Consider the following 18,138-nt stretch of genomic DNA (forward strand, 5'->3'; position numbering starts at 1 on the left):
CGCAGACTGAGCCGAGTCGAAACAACCGGGTCGTCCGCGCCTTTCTTTAATCTTTGCACTCCTCGCAACTGCCCGGCACATCGTGTTGCTGGGAGCCCAGCACGAATTCCCGTCCTTTTTCCGTAAATCCCGAGGTGGCCGCAAGAATCTCCCGCCGGTATTTGTGCACCAGGTAGCCGGCGGCGATGCCCAGACCGAATACCAGCAAAGGATGCCTGAACAGGTATTTCATCGATTCGTTCCTCAAATCAGGTTGTTTGACGTCCGTTGCGCGCTCTGCTGCGAGGCACGCTTACGGTTCCGCAGTGATGATATCACCAGTACTGGATGCGATCAGGGAGCCTGGATTTACGGTGCGTAGACCGCAGCGCCGAGCCGGAACAGGTAGAACAGGAGTTCCAGCGCGGCGATGCCCAGAGCGATCTCAAGCAGTTTGCGCAGGTACAAGGAGTTTCGTTTCATCCCGCCCTTCACCTTCCTGTCGTGCGGCCAAGGCTTCACCCGAAGTGGCACACGTAATGGAGCGTATCGTTCACCTCGATCCGGAAGCCGCTGTTTCCTGGAACGCTGAACGAATCACCGGCCTGATAGCTTTGCCACTCGGTTTGGCCGGCGAGCTGGACGCGGCATCCGCCGGTGAGGATTTCCATGATTTCCGGGACGCCGGTTTGAAAGTGCAGAGCGGAGGGCAGGATCACTCCCAAGGTTTTGCGGCTGCCATCCGGGAACAGCACGGTGTGGCTGATGCATTTGCCATCGAAATAAACATTGGCTTGTTTGACGATGCTGACGTTGTCGAACTGGCCCATGGGTGAAATCCTGGTTTGCAAAAGGGCCGGGTATTATAGACCGGCCGGAGGATGACGGCAGTGCCTACTCCCCGCCGGTCACCCGCCGATACCAGCCCGGATGATGCTTGCGCGCCCAGGCCCGGGTCACAGTGCCGCGGACCATCGCACCGATGGTGCCCTTGATCCACAAGGCGGCGTAGATGTGGACGATGATGCCGGCGATCATGACGAAGGCGCAGAGCGCATGGAGCAGCAGCGCCAGGCGGACCACGCCGATGTCGAAATAAGGTGCGAACCAGGGCCGCCAGATCACGATGCCGGTAAGGAGCAGGGCGGGGATGGTGGTGACCATGGTCCAGAACAGCATCTTCTGGCCGGCATTGTAGCGGTCCACTTCCGGCAGCCGGTCTTCGCGGTTCCTCACCACGTCGGCGATCCGGCGGAGCCAGACGATGTCGTTCAGGGTTAGCAGGTTGTGATGCCAGAATTTGAGCGCCAGGGCGCTGAACGACACGAACATCACTACGCCGATGTAAGGGTGCAGGATGCGGGTCCAGGTGGGCCCGCCGAAGAACTGGGTGAACCAGAACAGGGCGGGATGGAACAGCGCCAGGCCGGAGAAGCTCAGGAGCAGGAAGGTGAGGGCGGTGATCCAGTGGTTCAGACGCTCTGCCGGGCTGTAGCGCTCGATGCGCGAGGGATTCCGGTTGCTGCTCATGCCTTTTTCTCCTCTTCGTCTTCCCCGGTCTCGTTGGGGCCGACCGTGACATAGTGGAAAAACCCGGCCAGCGCGGTGAGCGCCAAGGCAGCGGTGGCCAGGGGCTTGAAGATGCCTTTCCACAGTCCGACCAGGCTACTGATTTGCGGGTTTTGAGGCAGACCGTCGTAGAGCTGCGGTTTGTCGGCATGATGCAACACATACATCACGTGGGTACCGCCCACGCCGGCCGGGTCGTAGAGGCCGGCGTGCTCGAAGCCGCGTTCCTTGAGGTCGGCGATGCGCTCGTTGGCGTGTTCAATCATGTCTTCCTTGCTGCCGAACACCAGCGCCTGAGTCGGGCAGGACTTGATGCAGGCCGGCTCCAGCCCCACCGACACGCGGTCCGAACACAGTGTGCACTTGTAGGCTTTGCCGTCCTTGGGAGAAAGGCGGGGAATGTCGAACGGGCAGCCGGCGATGCAGTAGCCGCAGCCGATGCAGTTTTCCTCGTGGAAATCGACGATGCCATTACTGTATTGGATGATCGCGCCGGGCGAGGGGCAGGCCTTGAGGCAGCCGGGGTCGGCGCAGTGCATGCAGCCGTCCTTGCGGATCAGCCATTCGAGGGTGCCGTTTTCCTCGGTCTCGGTAAAGCGCATCAGGGTCCAGGAATTGGCGGTGAGATCATGGGGGTTCTGGTAAGAACCCTCGTTGATGCCGACTTCTTCCCGCAGATCGTTCCATTCCTGGCAGGCCGACTGGCAGGCTTTGCAGCCGATGCACTTGGTGACGTCGATGAGCTTGGCCACCTCCGTCGTCTGCCGCTGCTGTGGGCTGGGCGTCGTGGTGGCGGAGCGGCGGACGATGTCGAGGGATTGCAATGCCATGGTCAAACCTCCAGCCGCCCTTTGAGGACGCGCGTCAGCCAGGACGACTTCTCGGTCGCACCCGCAGTTCCATTGCCGCCGGAGCGCCTGCGCTCTTCCTGAACTTCGCCCCGTTTTCGGGTGTGCGGCCCGGGTTCGGACAGGTCTTTTTCGACTTTGACCAGGAACGCTTTGTATTCGGGAGTCTGGGTATTGGCGTCGCCCAGGTAAGGCGTCAGATTGTTGGCGAAAAAGCCTTTGCGGGTCTGACCCTGCAAGCCCCAGTGCACTGGGATGCCGATCTGGTGCACAGTCTGGCCCGCCACCGTCAGCGGCTTGATGCGCTTGGTGACCATGGCGACGGCTTTGATGAAGCCGCGCTTGGAGCGCACCGTGACGATTTCGCCATTGGCGATGCCCAGTTCCCGCGCCAGTTCCTGGCCGATTTCCACAAACTGCTCCGGTTGCAGCGAGGCATTGATGCGTACGTGGTCGGTCCAGGTGTTGAAGAGTTCGGTAAGGCGGTAGGTGGTGGCGACATAGGGGAAGTCGTCCTTGCCGCCCAGCATGGCCTTGTCGCCGGGAAATACCCGCGTCGCCGGGTTGCTGACCACCTTGGGATGCAGCGGATTGGTGTCCAGGGGCGTTTCGTAGGGCTCGTAATGCTCGGGGAAGGGGCCGTCGGCCAGCCGGTCGGCGCCGAACAGCCTTCCCACCCCTTCCGGGTTCATGATGAAAGGCGACATGTCGCTGCCCGGCGGGACGTCGGCCTTATAGTCAGGCACGTCCAGTCCGGTCCAGCGGGCGCCGTCCCAGTGGATGATGGGACGTTTTTCGTTCCAGGGCTTGCCGTCCGGATCGCAGGAGGCGCGGTTGTAGAGGATGCGCCGGTTGGCCGGCCAGGCCCAGGCCCAGCCGGGGGCTATCCCCAAGCCGGTGGGATCGGATGTGTCACGGCGCGCCATCTGGTTACCGGCTTCGGTGAAGGCGCCACTGAAAATCCAGTTGCCGCAGGCGGTGCTGCCATCGTCCTGCAACTGGGCGAAGCCGGCCAGTTGCTGGCCGGCCTTGACCAGTATCCGCGCCGGGTCCTTGGGATCGGCGATGTCGGCCAGGGCGTAGCCGCTGTATTCCTTGGCCAGTTCTTCCGGCGTGGGCTCCTCCGGTTTTTGGTAGGGCCAGTGCAGGTTGAGGATGGGCTCCGGGAAAGCCCCGCCTTCTTTTTCATACATTTCGCGCAGATGCAGGTACAGGGCGGACATGATTTCGATGTCGTTGCGTGATTCGCCGGGGGGTTCCGCGCCCTTCCAGTGCCATTGCAGCCAGCGGGAGCTGTTGACCAGGGAGCCGTCCTCTTCGGCGAAGCAGGTGGTCGGCAGACGGAACACTTCGGTCTGGATGTCGGCGGGATTCACTGGATTGTACTCGCCGTGGTTTTGCCAGAAGACGGAAGTATCGGTGGCCAAGGGATCCATGACGACCAGGAACTTCAGTTTGGCGAGGGCGGTGGCGATCTTACCCTTGTCGGGATATGAGGCCAGCGGGTTGAAGCCCTGGCAGATGAAACCGTTGACTTTGCCTTGGGCCATCAGGTCGAACATGCGCAGGCTGTCATAGGGCTTGTCCAGCTTGGGCAGCCAGTCGTAGCAGTAGTCGTTGTCCCGGCTGGCCGCTTTGCCGTACCAGGCTTTCATCAGGCTGGTGTGGAACTTGGGCAGGTTCGACCAGTAACTGAGCTGGCCCGGCCGCAGCGGTTTGAGCGTGCGTTTTTCCAGGTAAACGGCGCGGCTGGTTTCGCTGTCCGTGGGCAAGGTGATGTAGCCGGGCAGCATGTCGGTGAGCAGTCCCAGATCGCTCAGTCCCTGGATGTTGGAATGGCCGCGCAAGGCATTGACGCCGCCGCCGGAGACGCCGATGTTGCCCAGCAGAAGCTGGATCATGGCCATGACGCGGATGTTCTGTACGCCCACCGAATGGTGGGTCCAGCCGAGGGCGTAGAGGCTGGTGAGGGTGCGGTCGGGCACGGCGGTGGAGGCGATCAGGTCGCAGATTTTCAAGAAAGCGTCCCTGGGCGTGCCGGTCAGCTCGGTCACCTTGTCCGGCGTATAGCGTTCGACGTGGGTCTTCAGTAACTGGAACACGCAGCGGGGATGTTGGAGTGTCGGGTCGATCCTGGCATAGCCGTGCTCGTCCAGCTCATAGGTCCAGGTGCTGCGGTCGTAGTGCTGCTCGGTCTTGCTGGCGTCGTAGCCGCTGAAAAGGCCGTCCTGGAAGTGGAAATCCTCCCGCACGATGAAGGCGGCGTTGGTATAGGCCCGCACGTATTCATGGTTGATCGCGTCCTTCTCCAGCAGATAGCGGATCACGCCGTTGAGGAATGCGATGTCGGTACCGGCGCGGATGGGGGCATAGAAGTCGGCCACTGCCGCCGTGCGGTTGAAGCGCGGGTCCACCACGATGAGTCTGGCTTTGTTCCTGGCCTTGGCTTCGATGGCCCACTTGAAGCCCACTGGATGGGCCTCGGCCGGGTTGCCGCCCATCACCAGGATGACATCAGCGTTCTTGATGTCCATCCAGGTGTTGGTCATCGCGCCGCGGCCGAAGCTGGATGCCAGGGCCGATACGGACGGCGCGTGGCAGATGCGGGCCTGACTGTCCAACATGACTATTCCCAAGGCGCGGGCGATCTTGTTGGTCAGGTAGCCGGTTTCGTTGGAGCCGGCGGATGCGGCCAGAAAACCCAGAGAGGTCCAGCGGTTGACCGTCTGGCCCTGCTCGTTCTTGGCGATGAAATTCCGGTCACGGTCCTCTTTCAACAGCTGGGCGATGCGTTCGAGGGCCCAGTCCCAGGACACGCGCTTCCATGCATTGCTGCCGGGGGCGCGATATTCCGGGTATTTCAGGCGCGAGGGGCTGCGGACGAAATCCAGCAGACCCGCACCTTTGGGGCAGAGACTGCCGCGGCTGACCGGGTGATCCGGGTCGCCTTCGATGTGTATGATTTCCGCCTTGGCGTTCTTGGCCTTGTCGCCCAGACTGTACATGATGAGGCCGCAAGCTACCGAGCAATACGGGCAGGTATTGCGGGTTTCCGTCGTGCGCGCCAGTTTGAACTGTCGCACTTCCGCCAGCGCCTCCCGGGGCGAAAATCCCATGACGGCCAGCGAGGAACCCCCGAGCGTTGCGGCACTCAGCCTGAAAAATTGGCGCCGGGTGACTTGCATGACGTCCTCCTGCGGGAAAAAGTCTGACAAGGGAGCTAAGGTACTCGTGGGGCGATTGTAAGCCTTCGGGCGGGTTTCGCCTATCTCTGCAACATCAGGACGGCCGCGGCGTTCCAGAGCTGTTGGAGAAGCGTAAGATTGTCGGCCTGTTCCGTCCAAAGCGAGGTATGGGCGATGAGTCTGTCCCAGATGATGCGGGACCTCGAGGCCGAGGTCTCGCTGACGCGCCATCTCACCGGCCGCGGCAGGCTGTCACCCGAGGTGATGAAAGCCATGCGCAAGGTTCCGCGGCATCGCTTCGTGCCTGCCGACCGGGTGCAGTTCGCTTTCGACAACGGTCCGGTCCCCATCGGTTGCGGCCAGACCATCTCCCAGCCCTTCATCGTGGCGCTGATGACCGATCTGCTGAATCCGAAGAAGGAGTCGGTCATCCTCGAAATCGGCGCCGGCTCCGGCTATCAGGCGGCGATCCTGTCGCACCTGGTGAAGCGGGTCTACACGGTCGAAATCATCCCGGAACTGGGCGAGCAGGCGGCCGAGAGGCTGAAAAAACTCGGCTATCGCAACGTGGAAGTGCGCATCGGCGACGGCTACTTCGGCTGGCCCGAACACGCGCCCTACGACGGCATCATCGTTACCGCGGCCGCACCTTATGTCCCCGATCCCTTGATCGAGCAGCTCAAGCCCGGGGGGCGCATGGTGATTCCGGTCGGCCTGCCTTACCACCATCAGGAATTGATGACGGTAGACAAGAACGCCCAAGGTGAAATCGAGACCCGCAGCGTGCTGCCCGTGGCTTTCGTGCCACTGACCGGCGAAGGCGAGTACCGTCCCGGGCCGGAGCGGGCATGACATGGATTTGCTTCGCATCGACGGCTCCTATGGTGAAGGCGGCGGGCAGATACTCCGCACCGCTTTGAGTCTGGCGGCATTGACCGGTACTGCGGTGCGCCTGGAGAACATCAGGGCCAGGCGTCGGAAGCCGGGGCTGGCGGCCCAGCACCTCACCGCCGTAAAAGCCGTCGCCCTCCTGTGCGATGCCCGGATCGAGGGCGCCGATCTCGGTTCACAGACGCTGGAGTTCATCCCGTGCAGGTCCGTCCGGGCGGGCGATTATACGCTGGACGTGGAGGAAGCCCGTGAAGGCGGCAGCGCGGGGGCCATCATGCTGGTGCTGCAGGCGATTCTGCCGCCGCTGGCCCTGGCCGAGGGCGCTTCGACGGTGTCGCTGAGGGGCGGCACCCACGTGCCGATGAGCCCGCCTTTCGACTACGTCCGCGAGGTCTGGCTGCCGACCCTGGCCCGCATGGGTGTGCGGGCCGAGCTGTCGCTGATCCGGTCCGGCTGGTACCCCATCGGCAAGGGGGAGGCAAGGCTGACGGTGGAAGGAGGCCGTTGGCCTCTCAAAGCCTTGAAAGCCAGGAATCGCGGCACCTTGCAGGCGGTCACGGGGCGTGCGCTGGCGGCGAACCTGCCGGCCCATATCCCGGAACGCATGGCCGCCCGGGCCCAGAGGATCCTGGCGGATGCCGGCATTGTCGCCGCCATCGAGCCGGCCGTACTGCAAGCGGCCTGTGCCGGCGCGGGTTTGTTCCTGACCGTCCGTTACGATCATTGCCTAGCTGGCTTTACGGCGCTGGGACAAAGAGGCAAAACCGCCGAGCGGGTCGCCGAAGAAGCCTGTGGGGCGCTGCTGGCCCACTATCGTTCCGGCGCCGCCCTGGAAGAGCATCTGGCCGACCAGATCGTCCTCCTCGCCGCCCTGTGCCCGGAAGAGTCGTTGTTCAGCGTCGAGCGCATCAGTCCGCACCTGACCACCAACGCCTGGGTCGTGGAGCGCTTCGGGTTGGCGCGGGTGGATATCCGGCCGGCGGACTGTGGGACCGGTCTCGTCCGAATCCGTGGAAATCCGTCGGGAGTGTGCCATGCCCATCCATAATGCCGATATCGCTGCCATCTTCGAGGAAATCGCCGACTTGCTGGAGATCGAGGGCGCCAATGTGTTTCGGGTGCGGGCTTACCGCAATGCCGCGCGCACCCTGCAGGAGCTGGGTCGGGATGTGCGTGCCATGCTGCAAAAGGGCGAGGATCTGACCGCGCTGCCCGGTATCGGCGACGACCTCGCCGGCAAGATACGAGAAATCGCCGAGACCGGCCGCTGCGCGGCGCTGGACAAGCTCCACAAGAAGCTGCCGCCGGCGATCACCGAACTGCTCAAAATCCCCGGATTGGGGCCGAAACGCGTTAAGGCGCTCTATCATGAACTCGACATCCAAACCGTCGAGCAATTGCAACGGGCCGTCCGCGATCATCGCATCCGGTCCCTGGCCGGCTTCGGCGAGAAGACGGAAAGCCGCATCGCTGAAGCTCTGGCCGCGCATGGCGGCGGGGCGGGACGTTTCAAGCTGGCCACCGCCGCCCAGTACGCCGAGCCGCTGGCCGCCTGGCTGCGCGCCATGCCCGGCGTGCACGATGTGGTGGTGGCGGGCAGCTACCGGCGGGCACGGGAAACCGTGGGCGACATCGACATTCTGGTCACCGCCGGGCCGGACAGCCCGGTGATGGAGCGTTTCACTGCCTACGACGAGGTGGTGGAGGTGCTTTCGCACGGCCCGACCCGCAGCAGCGTCGTGCTCGGCTGCAAGCTGCAGGTCGATCTCCGGGTGGTCGAGCCGGAAAGTTACGGCGCGGCCTTGCACTACTTCACCGGCAGCAAAGCGCACAACATCGCGATCCGCCGGCTGGGGCAGGAGCGGGGGCTGAAGATCAATGAATATGGGGTGTTCGAGGGGAACAAACGCATAGCTGGCGAGACCGAGCAATCGGTGTTCCGGGCGGTGGGGCTGCCCTTCATTCCGCCGGAGCTGCGGGAGGATCGGGGCGAGATCGAGGCGGCCCGGGCAGGGCGCCTGCCCGCACTGGTTGAACTGGGCGATCTGAGGGGTGATCTCCATGTCCACACACGGGTCACGGACGGCCACAATACTTTGCGGGAAATGGCCGAGGCCGCCCGCCAGCGGGGCTTCGAATACCTCGGCATCACCGAGCATTCGCGCCGGCTGACTGTCGCTCATGGCCTCGACCCTCTGCGCCTCATGCAGCAGATCGACGAGATCGACCGGCTCAATGGAGAGCTGCGGGGCATCACCCTGCTCAAGGGCATCGAAGTCGATATCCTGGAAGACGGCCGGCTGGACCTGCCCGACGAACTGCTGGGGCGGCTCGATCTGGTGGTCGGGGCGGTCCACAGCCGTTTCGACCTGTCGCGCGCCAAGCAGACCGAGCGCATCCTGAAGGCCATGGATCACCCGCATTTCACCCTGCTGGCCCATCCCAGCGGCAGGCTCATCGAGCGGCGTGAGCCTTACGATGTGGACATGCCGCGCATCATCCGCAAGGCGAAGGAACGGGGCTGCTACCTGGAGTTGAATGCCCATCCCGAACGGCTCGATCTGCTCGACACCTATTGCCAGGCGGCCAAGGCTGAAGGGGTGCTGGTCAGCATCAACTCCGATGCCCACAGCGTGCTGGATTTCGACCACCTCCGCTTTGGCGTCGGCCAGGCGCGGCGCGGCTGGCTGGAGAAGGGCGACGTGCTGAACTCCCGATCGCTCGCTGCGCTGAGGCCATTGCTGAAAAGGACAATGTAGGCCGCCGTTTCCGTATCCGGTCGTCCCGTCTTCGGAACCCGTGGCTGCAGATTGATTTTCCGGGCCACGCGGTACCGGTCTTCCCAATCGTGACATTTCCTCATTTGAATTCCTGGTCCCGTGCTGCGCTTCTTCGAACAACTGCTCCACCCTTTTCCCGAGGCCGTCCCCGAGCGTCTGCCCCAAGGTCTGTTGCCCTTCCTTTGGGCCTGCACGGCGGGGCTGCGCGGTTTCATCGCGGGCATGATGTTGCTGACGGCCGGCATCGGCGTGTTCGAAGCCATGCTGTTCAGCATGCTGGGAAACATCGTCGACTGGCTCGGCCGAATTCCGCCGGAGCGGTTCTGGACCGATGAACAGGACCGCCTGGTATTGCTGGCGGGGGTGCTGCTAGCCAGTCCCCTGGTCATCGCGCTGCAGACGATGATCAAGCACCAGACACTGGCCGGGAACTTCCCAATGCGGCTGCGCTGGAATTTCCACCGGCTGATGCTGGCTCAGAGCATGAGCTTCTATCAGGACGAGTTCGCCGGCCGGGTGGCCGCCAAGGTGATGCAGACCGCACTCGCCGTGCGCGACACCGTGCTTATCGTCACCGACATGCTGGTCTTCGTCGTCATCTATTTCACGACCATGAGCCTGGTGGCCGCCGGATTCGACCATCTGCTGCTCATGCCGTTCCTGGGCTGGGTGCTGCTATATCTCGCGATGCTCCGGTTCTTCGTGCCCAGGCTGGGGCGGGTGGCGGCCCGGCAGGCGGATGCGCGCTCGCTGATGACCGGGCGCATCACCGATGCCTACACCAATATCGCCACGGTCAAGCTGTTCTCCCACGCGCGCCGCGAGGCCGGATATGCCCGCGGTGCGATGCAGGAATTCCTCGAAACGGTATACCGGCAGTGCCGCCTGATCAGCGGCTTCGAAATCGTCAACCATTCCCTCAGCATGCTGCTGATCGCCAGCACGGCCGGCGCGGCGCTGTGGCTTTGGACCCAAGGCATGGTGGGTATCGGCGCGGTCGCCGCGGCCACGGCGATGGCCTTGCGCCTCAACGGTATTTCCCACTGGGTGATGTGGGAGATGGCTGCTCTGTTCGAGCATATCGGGACTGTGCAGGATGGCATGAACACCTTGTCTAAGGGCCATGCGGTGACCGACCGCCCCGGTGCGGCGCCGCTCCGGGTGAGCCGGGGCGAGATCCGCTTCGAATCCGTCGATTTCGCCTACGGCGGCGGCGCGCCGGTGTTCCGGGATTTTTCACTGCATATCCGCCCCGGTGAAAAAATCGGCCTGGTCGGCCGCTCCGGGGCGGGGAAATCCACTCTGGTCAATCTGTTGCTGCGCTTCTACGACGCCGATAGCGGCCGCATCCTGATCGACGGGCAGGACATTGCGCAGGTCACCCAAGACAGCCTGCGGGCGCAGATCGGCATGGTGACCCAGGACACCTCGCTCTTGCACCGGTCGGTGCGGGACAACCTCGCCTATGGCAGGCCGAACGCCGACGAGGCCGCCATGATCGCCGCCGCGGAAAAAGCCGAAGCGCACGGCTTCATCCTCGGCCTCGCCGATCCCCAAGGCCGTAAGGGCTATGACGCCCACGTGGGCGAACGCGGCGTCAAGCTCTCCGGCGGCCAGCGCCAGCGTATCGCCATCGCCCGGGTGATGCTCAAGGACGCGCCGATCCTGATCCTGGACGAAGCCACCAGCGCCCTCGATTCAGAAGTGGAGGTCGCGATCCAGTCCAGCCTGTACCGCCTGATGCAGGGCAAGACCGTCCTGGCGATCGCGCACCGTCTGTCCACGCTCGCCGCCATGGACCGGATCGTCGTCCTGGATCAGGGAAGGATCGTGGAAGAAGGCAGCCACCGGAGCCTCCTTGCTCGAGGAGGTCTCTACGCCCGGCTTTGGGCGCACCAGAGCGGGGGGTTTCTTGGGGAGGACATTTGAAGAACGGCAGGGCGAGAGGGGATGGCAGCGAGGTGGGGCGGGAGCCTTCTGTTCCAACCTACTGCCGGCGTTGGGCGGGCTTCCAGACCTTGGTTTTTCGAGCTGCCCCTCCGGGCTCGGTCAAGTGACAGCGAAGGCCGTCACTTTATCGATTCGACCCGCCTGCAATGTTAGACTTTGCCGGTTCAATCAGTCCGGAGGTCTTGAGAAGTACTATGGCGGGTCATAGCAAATGGGCCAACATTCAGCACCGCAAGGGGGCCCAGGATGCCAAGCGCGGCAAGTTGTTCACCAAGCTGATTCGCGAAATCACCGTGGCTTCGCGCACCGGTGGTCCCGATCCCGGCAACAACCCACGTCTGCGCACAGCCATGGACAAGGCACTCGTCGCCAACATGTCGAAGGACACCATCGAGCGGGCCGTCAAGAAAGGCTCGGGCGCCGCGGATGGCGACAACTATGAGGAAGTCCGCTACGAAGGTTACGGTCCCGGCGGCATCGCCGTGCTGGTCGACTGCCTGACCGACAACCGCAACCGGACCGTGGCCGAGGTGCGCCATGCCTTTTCCAAAGCGGGTGGCAATCTGGGAACCGACGGTTCGGTGGCCTACCTGTTCAGCAAGACCGGTGTCGTCAGCTTCGGGGCCGATCTGGGTGAGGACAGGGTGATGGAGCCGGCGCTGGATGCCGGAGCCGACGACGTGGTGGTCAATGAGGACGGCTCGGTGGATGTGCTCACCGCTCCCGAGCGGTTCGAGGCGGTACGCGATGCACTCAAGGCCGCCGGGCTCATGCCGGAATCGGCCGAAATCACCATGCGTGCCAGCACCAGTGTGAAGCTCGATAAGGACGACGCGGAAAAGATGATCCGCCTGCTCGAACGCCTGGAGGATCTCGACGATGTGCAGAACGTCTATTCCAACGCGGACATCAGCGAGGACATTCTTGCCGAACTGGGCTGAGCCGGCGCGATGACGCGGGTGCTCGGCATCGACCCCGGTTCCCGCGTGACCGGCTATGGCATCCTGGACTGGACAGGTAAGCCGGTGCTAGTGACGGCGGGCTGCATCCGTACCGAAACGAACGATTTTCCCGAGCGCCTGCGCCGGATCTTCGAGGGGATCAGCCGGATCGTGGAGGAGTTTGAGCCGGAGGAAATGGCGGTGGAGCAGGTGTTCATGCACAAGAACGCCGATTCGGCGCTCAAGCTGGGTCAGGCCCGGGGGGCCGCGATCTGCGCCGGCGTGGCCCGCGGTTTGCCGGTGTACGAGTATGCCGCGCGCCAGGTCAAGCTCGCTTTGGTAGGCAAAGGCAGCGCCGACAAGGCCCAGGTGCAGCACATGGTCTGCTTCCTGCTGGGCGAGCCCGGTCCTCTGGCGTTGGACGCCAGCGATGCGCTGGGAGTGGCATTCTGCCATCTGCACCACCGCCAGACCGCAAGCCGCATGAGTCGGATGGTACAGCGATGATCGGTTTCATCCGCGGAATCCTGGTTGCCAAGCGTGCGCCTGCTTTGTTGATCGACGTGCAGGGTCTGGGCTACGAACTCGACGCGCCGATGTCCACTTTCTATCAGCTGCCCGAGATCGGCGCCGAGGTGCGGCTCTATACCCATCTTCAGATCCGCGACGACGCCCACAGCCTGTTCGGCTTCGGTACCGAGGCCGAGCGCAGTCTGTTCCGCAGCCTGATCCGGGTCAGCGGGATCGGCGCCAAACTGGCGCTGACCATCCTCTCCGGCATCTCGGTCGACGATTTCCGGGCCTGCGTGGAGCGGCAGGACTCGGCGCGCCTTGTGCGTCTTCCCGGCATCGGTAAAAAGACCGCCGAGCGCCTCATCATCGAGATGAGAGACCGGCTGGAAGGCGTCGCTCCGTCTTTGGCCCCGGCCGGTTTTGCCGGTGGCGCGGTGCACCCGCCGGCCACCGAGCCGGCTGATGAGGCGGTGAGCGCACTGATCGCACTGGGTTTCAAGCCTCAGGAAGCGAATACGCTGGTGGCCAAGCAGTCCGCTGCAGGGCGCAGCGCAGAAGATCTGATCCGGCTGGCGTTGCAGTCGGCGGTGCGTTGAGGGAGCTGGATCCATGACGCAGCGGCTGGTGAGTGCAGCGGGGCAGTGGGACGAAGAGGCCATCGACCGCGCCATCCGTCCCAAGCGTCTGGAAGATTACGTCGGCCAGCGCGCGATGCGTGAGCAGTTGGCCATCTTCATCCATGCGGCGCTGGGGCGCGGCGAGGCGCTGGATCACGTGCTGATCTTCGGGCCGCCCGGGCTGGGCAAGACCACGCTGGCGAACATTATCGCCAATGAGCTGGGCGTCAACGTGCGTCACACCTCCGGGCCGGTGCTGGAGAAGGCCGGCGATCTGGCGGCGCTGTTGACCAATCTCGAACCGCGCGACGTGCTGTTCATCGACGAAATCCACCGTCTCGGCGCAGTGGTGGAAGAGGTGCTGTACCCCGCGATGGAGGACTACCAGATCGACATCATGATCGGCGAAGGCCCCGCTGCCCGTTCGATCAAGCTCGATCTGCCGCCGTTCACCCTGGTCGGCGCCACGACCCGCGCCGGGCTTCTGACCTCGCCCCTGCGCGACCGGTTCGGTATCGTGCACCGGCTGGAGTTCTACAGCGTCGAGGAGCTGGGCCGGATCGTCGCCCGCTCCGCCCGCATACTGGGTAGCGAGATCACGCCGGAAGGCGCCATCGAGGTGGCGCGCCGGTCCCGTGGCACCCCCCGCATCGCCAACCGCCTGCTGCGGAGGGTGCGGGACTTCGCTCAGGTGATGGCGGACGGGCGGATCACCGGCGAAGTGGCGGGGAAGGCGCTGGAGATGCTCGACGTCGACCCGAACGGCTTCGATCAGTCGGATCGCCGTCTGTTGTTGACCATGATGGAGAAGTTCGACGGTGGGCCGGTCGGGCTGGACAACCTGGCTGCGGCGATCGGCGAGGAGCGCGGCACCATCGAGGACGTGCTCGAGCCCTATCTGATCCAGCAGGGCTTCATCATGCGCACCCCGCGTGGCCGCGTCGCCACGCGCAACGCCTATCTCCATTTTGGACTGAAACCGCCACAGCGGGCGAATTTCAACGAGGAGCTGTTCGGCGATGAGTGAAGGGTTCGTCTGGCCGGTGCGGGTGTATTACGAGGACACCGATGCCGGGGGCGTGGTGTATTACGCCAACTATCTGAAATTCATGGAGCGCGCCCGCACCGAATGGTTGCGTGCCTTGGGGTTTGAGCAGGACAGCTTGTGGCAGGACCTGGGCGTGATTTTCGCCGTCCGCTCGGTGCAGGCCGAATACCTCAAGCCGGCCCGGTTCAACGATGCCTTGCTGGTCAGCGCGGAGCTGGTCGAAGCGCGGCCGGCGAGCTTCAGTTTCGTTCAGCGGGTGATGCGGGAGGACGCCACGCTGTGCGAGGGGCGGGTGCGGATCGTTTGTCTGGCCGCGGACAGCTTCCGGCCGCAGGCCGTGCCGGAGGTCTTGCTTAAACGGCTGCGGGACGGCGGCTGAATTCCTCGCTAGCGTAATGTTCCCGACAAAGCTTTGGTAATAAGCGACGTTCGGATGCCGGAGAGTCCCGTATGCCGCGGCAGTTGGGCGGCCTTTCTTTTGGTGACTTTTCTTTGGCCGAGCAAAGATAAAGTTACCCGCCTTCGGGTGCGGAAACCCGATTCAAATCATCGTCGCGATAGCGACTCTTCGCTGACCCTCGTACCCACCCAAATTACTACCGTTCAGAAAGTAAGGAAATGTTGGGGACAGTACGCTAGCTCATTTTCCACTTACCGGCAGCACGCGTCCGTTCATATCCGCAAAGGCGCCGAGGTCGTCCACGAGTTGCCTGAGGATGGCCTTGGCGAGTTCGGGATAGCGGAAATCGTCCTGCACGTTGTAGATCCAGCTCGTCTTGCCGATCTGCCGGGAATACTCCTTTTCCCACAAAACCTTGTCGTTGCCGTTTTCCCTGAGTCGGAAGGCGAGAACCAGTTCGTTGTCGAAGCTGTCTGAAGGCGCGCCTAAGACCCAGAACAGCGGGCCGACCACCGACAGCCCGTAGCTGAACATTTGCGAGCGATAACGGGTCGATTTCACCGTGCCTTCGAGTTTGAGATCGGCCTCGCCGACGCCGCGGCTGAACGCTACCTGTTTGAATATTCGGGCTTGGTTGAGTTCCGCCACGGTGGCCCGCGCCAAGTCCTCGTCCGGTTTCCACAGCCATGTCCCGGTATTGGCATGCCGTTGCTCGTATTCCGGATGGGAGAGATCCTGCCAGCCGAAAGGGAAAAGGGGCATGGCGTACTGCATCAGCTCGTCGGTATTGGCATTCGCCCGCGCATCCTGGAATGGCGGTACCGCGACTGCCAGAACCAGCAGGGGGCGGCGCTCCGCAGCCGGCTCGGGCCGGTATAGCCAGGTCTGTGGCGTCGCGCATCCGGCGGCGCAGGCGGTCGCGAGCGCCACTGCCCAGGCCCGCTTTCTCACGCGGTGGAGGGGCCTTTCAGGGGGCCTCGACCGGACTCCGCTCCGACGGCGGACGTCACGACCGCGTAGGCGTCGCGGATCGCCCGCTGCTTGTCCAATTCGGCCTTGAGTTCGGCGTCGAGGTCGCGGGTGAGCTGTTTCATGATGGTCTTGGCGATTTCGCCCTTGATGGAATCGAAATAGCCCAGCAGTTCCCCTTCCAGCTCTTCGAAATAGTTCTTGATGCCCCGCCGCGCGAACTTGTTGATCTGCATCTGTTGTCGCCGGGTATATTCCAGCAGGCCGCTTTTGTAGCGGTCCAGAGCGCGGTCGATTTCGTCGCCGCGGATCGTCGCCGGCGAAAGCGCCTGCGGGGTGCTGTCAGCTTCGGTGCTCTTCGAGTCAGCGCCGTTGCTCTTCGAGTCGGCCAGTCTGTCCTGAATGCGCCGCAGCTTGTCCAGACCGAGCGCGAGCATTTGCTGTGCTCCCTCGCCGGGGCCGATCAGATTGAGGCTTCTGGCGATTTCCAGCGCGAGGTCGGCGTTTTTCTGCACATGCTCCAGGATGTCGTCCCTTCTGCGGCCCGCATCGCCGGCGGCCTGGGCCATGATGTCACGGCCCAGGTCGTCGATGACCTCGCCATATTCGAACAGGAACACGTCGCACATGCCTTTAAGCCGGTTGAGCATGTCACGGCCGCTCAGCCGGTCCTGCAGCACCGTCAGCACCTCCGGCGGCAGGGCATCGGTGGCGGTGATGTCTTCGAGCAGTTGCGCCAGATGGCGGCGTACCATCTGCTCCTCCAGCAGCTGCTGCAGCTGGCAGCGGAAAGTGTGCTGGATGCGCAGATTTTCCTCGATCTTGTGCGGCAGACGGCTGACGACGCTGTGCAGGTCCAACCCTTTGAGCAGCTCGTTTTTCAGTGCCTTGCGGTCTAAAGTGTCGATCGCATGGGTGATCTGCTGGCCGAGCCGCTCCTGGTCCTCGTCACGCCAGAACACGAACTCGGGCAGCACCTCGGTCCGCAACGCCTTGACGTGCTCTTCGACGGTGGAACGCAGGCGCCGTAGGACTTCATCCTGACGACGCGACAACTCGCTGGCGAGAAAGGTGTTTTTCATGCTGTCGTCACTGGTGTTGAGGTAGCGCTGGTGGAGGGGTTCCAGCTGGTCCCGCAGCTTTTTCGCCAGATCCAGGTACTCGCTGCGGGCTTCGTCGAGGAACTCGGCGCGGGCCGTATGCGCGAGGTAGTCGAAGAGGCTGCTGCGGAAAGCGGCGAAACTTTTGGCTTCGTCGAGCGTCTTGAGATGGCGCTCGGCTTCGTGACGTTCGGGGATTTTGCCGAGCGCTTTCTGAAGAGCGTCCGCATGTTCGCGCAGGCTCACGCTCTGTTCCAGACGGCCGTCCTGAATCAATTTCAGCAGCAGGTAGTTGAGCGCCGAGACCTTGAACACGCGGTCTTTGGTGATATGGAAACCGTAACGGTCGATCTTCTGGCCGAAATTGACCTGTTCTTCTTTCTTTTGCTGAGCGCTCAGCACGTCCCACTGGTTGATCACCCAGAATGCCCGCTGCAGCACGCGCTTGCGCTGGCTGTGGATTTCGGCCAACAGTTCGATTTCCTCGCCTTCCAGCAGGTGAAACACCTTCATGGCGATGACGAAGGCCTTGGCGTCGTTTTCCACGTAGGATTTGGTCACCTTGCGGTGGCGCGGATTGACCACCCCCAATCCCGGCAGGTCCACCAGCACCACGTTTTCGGGGATACTGACGTCCGTGAGGAAGATTTCCGCCTGATTGACGAAAAGCACATCCTCGTAGTCTTCGGTGACGTAGCTCGGCAACTCCTGCAGGACGATTTCCTTCTTCGCCCCGCTGAGCTTGTTCCAGCCGTGGACGAGAGTTTTCAATTCGTCGAAGAACTTCTGCTTGTTGAACGACCCGAACTGCCCTTTGTGCTGTTCGATGTCCCGGCCGAGCTGGCTCAGCAGTTCGCCCCGGCTCAAACTTCGGTAGGCGTCGCAGCTCTTGCGCAGTTCCTTGGAAATCTCCTCGACATACAGGTTCTTCAGTTCTTCCCGTTCGTTCTCGTCCAGATAATGGATGACGGCTTTGGCATTCTTGCCTTTGCGGATTAGGGTGGGGATGGCGGTGAAGGACTTGGTGGCCTGGGGCAGGATGTCGTTGCCGAGCACGGCGTTGATGATGGTGCTCTTGCCAGCCGAGAATGCCCCCAGGAAGGCGACCGGGAACTCCGGCGACTTCAGCCGTTCCAGCCAGGTCCGTTTGCGGTTGACGTAATATTTGAAGTCGTCGGTGAGGCCGAGATAGGGGGCTGCGGCGTCGTAAGCCTCAAATAAACGAGTGAACGCCTTGACGTAAAGGCTGTAGTCCGGCTCTTTCATTGCATGGGTTTCCAAAGAGGGTCCTCGTGGCAGGCGGCTGACGGCGGGCCGGGTGACGAAACCATGAATATTGGGTTGCCGC

15 protein-coding genes and 1 pseudogene are annotated in these 18,138 nt (G+C 63.0%); 9 read left to right on the forward strand and 7 right to left on the reverse strand.

Going from position 1 to position 18,138, the window contains the following annotated elements; translation table 11 throughout:
- Positions 1-46: 46 nt before the first annotated feature.
- The 5 genes and pseudogenes from N4J17_RS11425 to fdnG form a co-directional block, all read right to left on the reverse strand.
- Entirely contained in the window at positions 47-232 is a 186-nt protein-coding gene (locus N4J17_RS11425; protein ID WP_198323367.1) for a hypothetical protein, read from the reverse strand.
- A 265-nt stretch (positions 233-497) separates the two neighbouring features.
- The gene (locus N4J17_RS11430; RefSeq protein WP_198323366.1) at positions 498-809 is read right to left on the reverse strand and encodes a pyrimidine/purine nucleoside phosphorylase; all 312 of its coding nucleotides are present in this window, start codon (positions 807-809) and stop codon (positions 498-500) included.
- Between the two features lie 64 nt (positions 810-873).
- Positions 874-1,509 (reverse strand): formate dehydrogenase subunit gamma, encoded by a 636-nt coding sequence (locus tag N4J17_RS11435; protein ID WP_198323365.1) that lies wholly within the window; start codon positions 1,507-1,509, stop codon positions 874-876.
- Positions 1,506-2,378 (reverse strand): formate dehydrogenase subunit beta, encoded by an 873-nt coding sequence (gene fdxH, locus N4J17_RS11440; protein ID WP_198323364.1) that lies wholly within the window; start codon positions 2,376-2,378, stop codon positions 1,506-1,508. The genes N4J17_RS11435 and fdxH overlap by 4 nt, the downstream gene beginning before the upstream one ends.
- Positions 2,379-2,524: 146 nt before the next feature.
- A pseudogene (gene fdnG, locus N4J17_RS11445) lies at positions 2,525-5,581 on the reverse strand (formate dehydrogenase-N subunit alpha); the annotation flags it as partial.
- 174 nt (positions 5,582-5,755) lie between these two features.
- On the opposite strand from fdnG, the gene N4J17_RS11450 reads away from it, so the two are divergent.
- The 9 genes from N4J17_RS11450 to ybgC all read left to right on the forward strand — a co-directional run bounded on the left by N4J17_RS11450 (position 5,756) and on the right by ybgC (position 14,700).
- Positions 5,756-6,433, forward strand: a complete 678-nt coding sequence (locus tag N4J17_RS11450; protein WP_198323362.1) for a protein-L-isoaspartate(D-aspartate) O-methyltransferase — start codon at positions 5,756-5,758, stop codon at positions 6,431-6,433.
- 1 nt (position 6,434) lies between these two features.
- A complete protein-coding gene (gene rtcA, locus N4J17_RS11455) occupies positions 6,435-7,520 on the forward strand; it encodes an RNA 3'-terminal phosphate cyclase (protein ID WP_198323361.1) in 1,086 nt (361 codons plus the stop codon).
- Entirely contained in the window at positions 7,507-9,231 is a 1,725-nt protein-coding gene (gene polX, locus N4J17_RS11460; protein ID WP_198323360.1) for a DNA polymerase/3'-5' exonuclease PolX, read from the forward strand. Before rtcA ends, polX begins: the two co-directional genes overlap by 14 nt.
- Positions 9,232-9,351: 120 nt before the next feature.
- The gene (locus N4J17_RS11465; protein ID WP_198323359.1) at positions 9,352-11,181 is read left to right on the forward strand and encodes an ABC transporter ATP-binding protein; all 1,830 of its coding nucleotides are present in this window, start codon (positions 9,352-9,354) and stop codon (positions 11,179-11,181) included.
- 215 nt (positions 11,182-11,396) lie between these two features.
- Positions 11,397-12,143 (forward strand): YebC/PmpR family DNA-binding transcriptional regulator, encoded by a 747-nt coding sequence (locus tag N4J17_RS11470; protein ID WP_198323358.1) that lies wholly within the window; start codon positions 11,397-11,399, stop codon positions 12,141-12,143.
- 9 nt (positions 12,144-12,152) lie between these two features.
- The gene (gene ruvC, locus N4J17_RS11475; protein ID WP_198323357.1) at positions 12,153-12,650 is read left to right on the forward strand and encodes a crossover junction endodeoxyribonuclease RuvC; all 498 of its coding nucleotides are present in this window, start codon (positions 12,153-12,155) and stop codon (positions 12,648-12,650) included.
- Positions 12,647-13,252 carry a Holliday junction branch migration protein RuvA gene (gene ruvA / locus N4J17_RS11480; RefSeq protein ID WP_198323356.1) on the forward strand — a complete coding sequence of 202 codons (606 nt, stop codon included), beginning with the start codon at positions 12,647-12,649 and terminating at the stop codon, positions 13,250-13,252. Before ruvC ends, ruvA begins: the two co-directional genes overlap by 4 nt.
- 13 nt (positions 13,253-13,265) lie before the next feature.
- On the forward strand, positions 13,266-14,300 hold the full coding sequence (gene ruvB, locus N4J17_RS11485) for a Holliday junction branch migration DNA helicase RuvB (RefSeq protein ID WP_198323355.1): 1,035 nt from the start codon (positions 13,266-13,268) through the stop codon (positions 14,298-14,300).
- Entirely contained in the window at positions 14,293-14,700 is a 408-nt protein-coding gene (gene ybgC / locus N4J17_RS11490; RefSeq protein WP_232470555.1) for a tol-pal system-associated acyl-CoA thioesterase, read from the forward strand. Before ruvB ends, ybgC begins: the two co-directional genes overlap by 8 nt.
- A 261-nt stretch (positions 14,701-14,961) precedes the next feature.
- Here ybgC and N4J17_RS11495 read toward each other — a convergent pair whose 3' ends face one another.
- Entirely contained in the window at positions 14,962-15,651 is a 690-nt protein-coding gene (locus N4J17_RS11495) for a hypothetical protein (protein ID WP_198323354.1), read from the reverse strand.
- A gap of 17 nt (positions 15,652-15,668) precedes the next feature.
- Positions 15,669-18,056: a dynamin family protein gene (locus N4J17_RS11500; RefSeq protein ID WP_198323410.1), complete on the reverse strand. Its 2,388-nt coding sequence runs from the start codon at positions 18,054-18,056 to the stop codon at positions 15,669-15,671.
- Positions 18,057-18,138 lie beyond the last annotated feature (82 nt).

The sequence above is a fragment of the Methylococcus capsulatus genome (assembly GCF_036864975.1).
Taxonomy (GTDB): domain Bacteria; phylum Pseudomonadota; class Gammaproteobacteria; order Methylococcales; family Methylococcaceae; genus Methylococcus.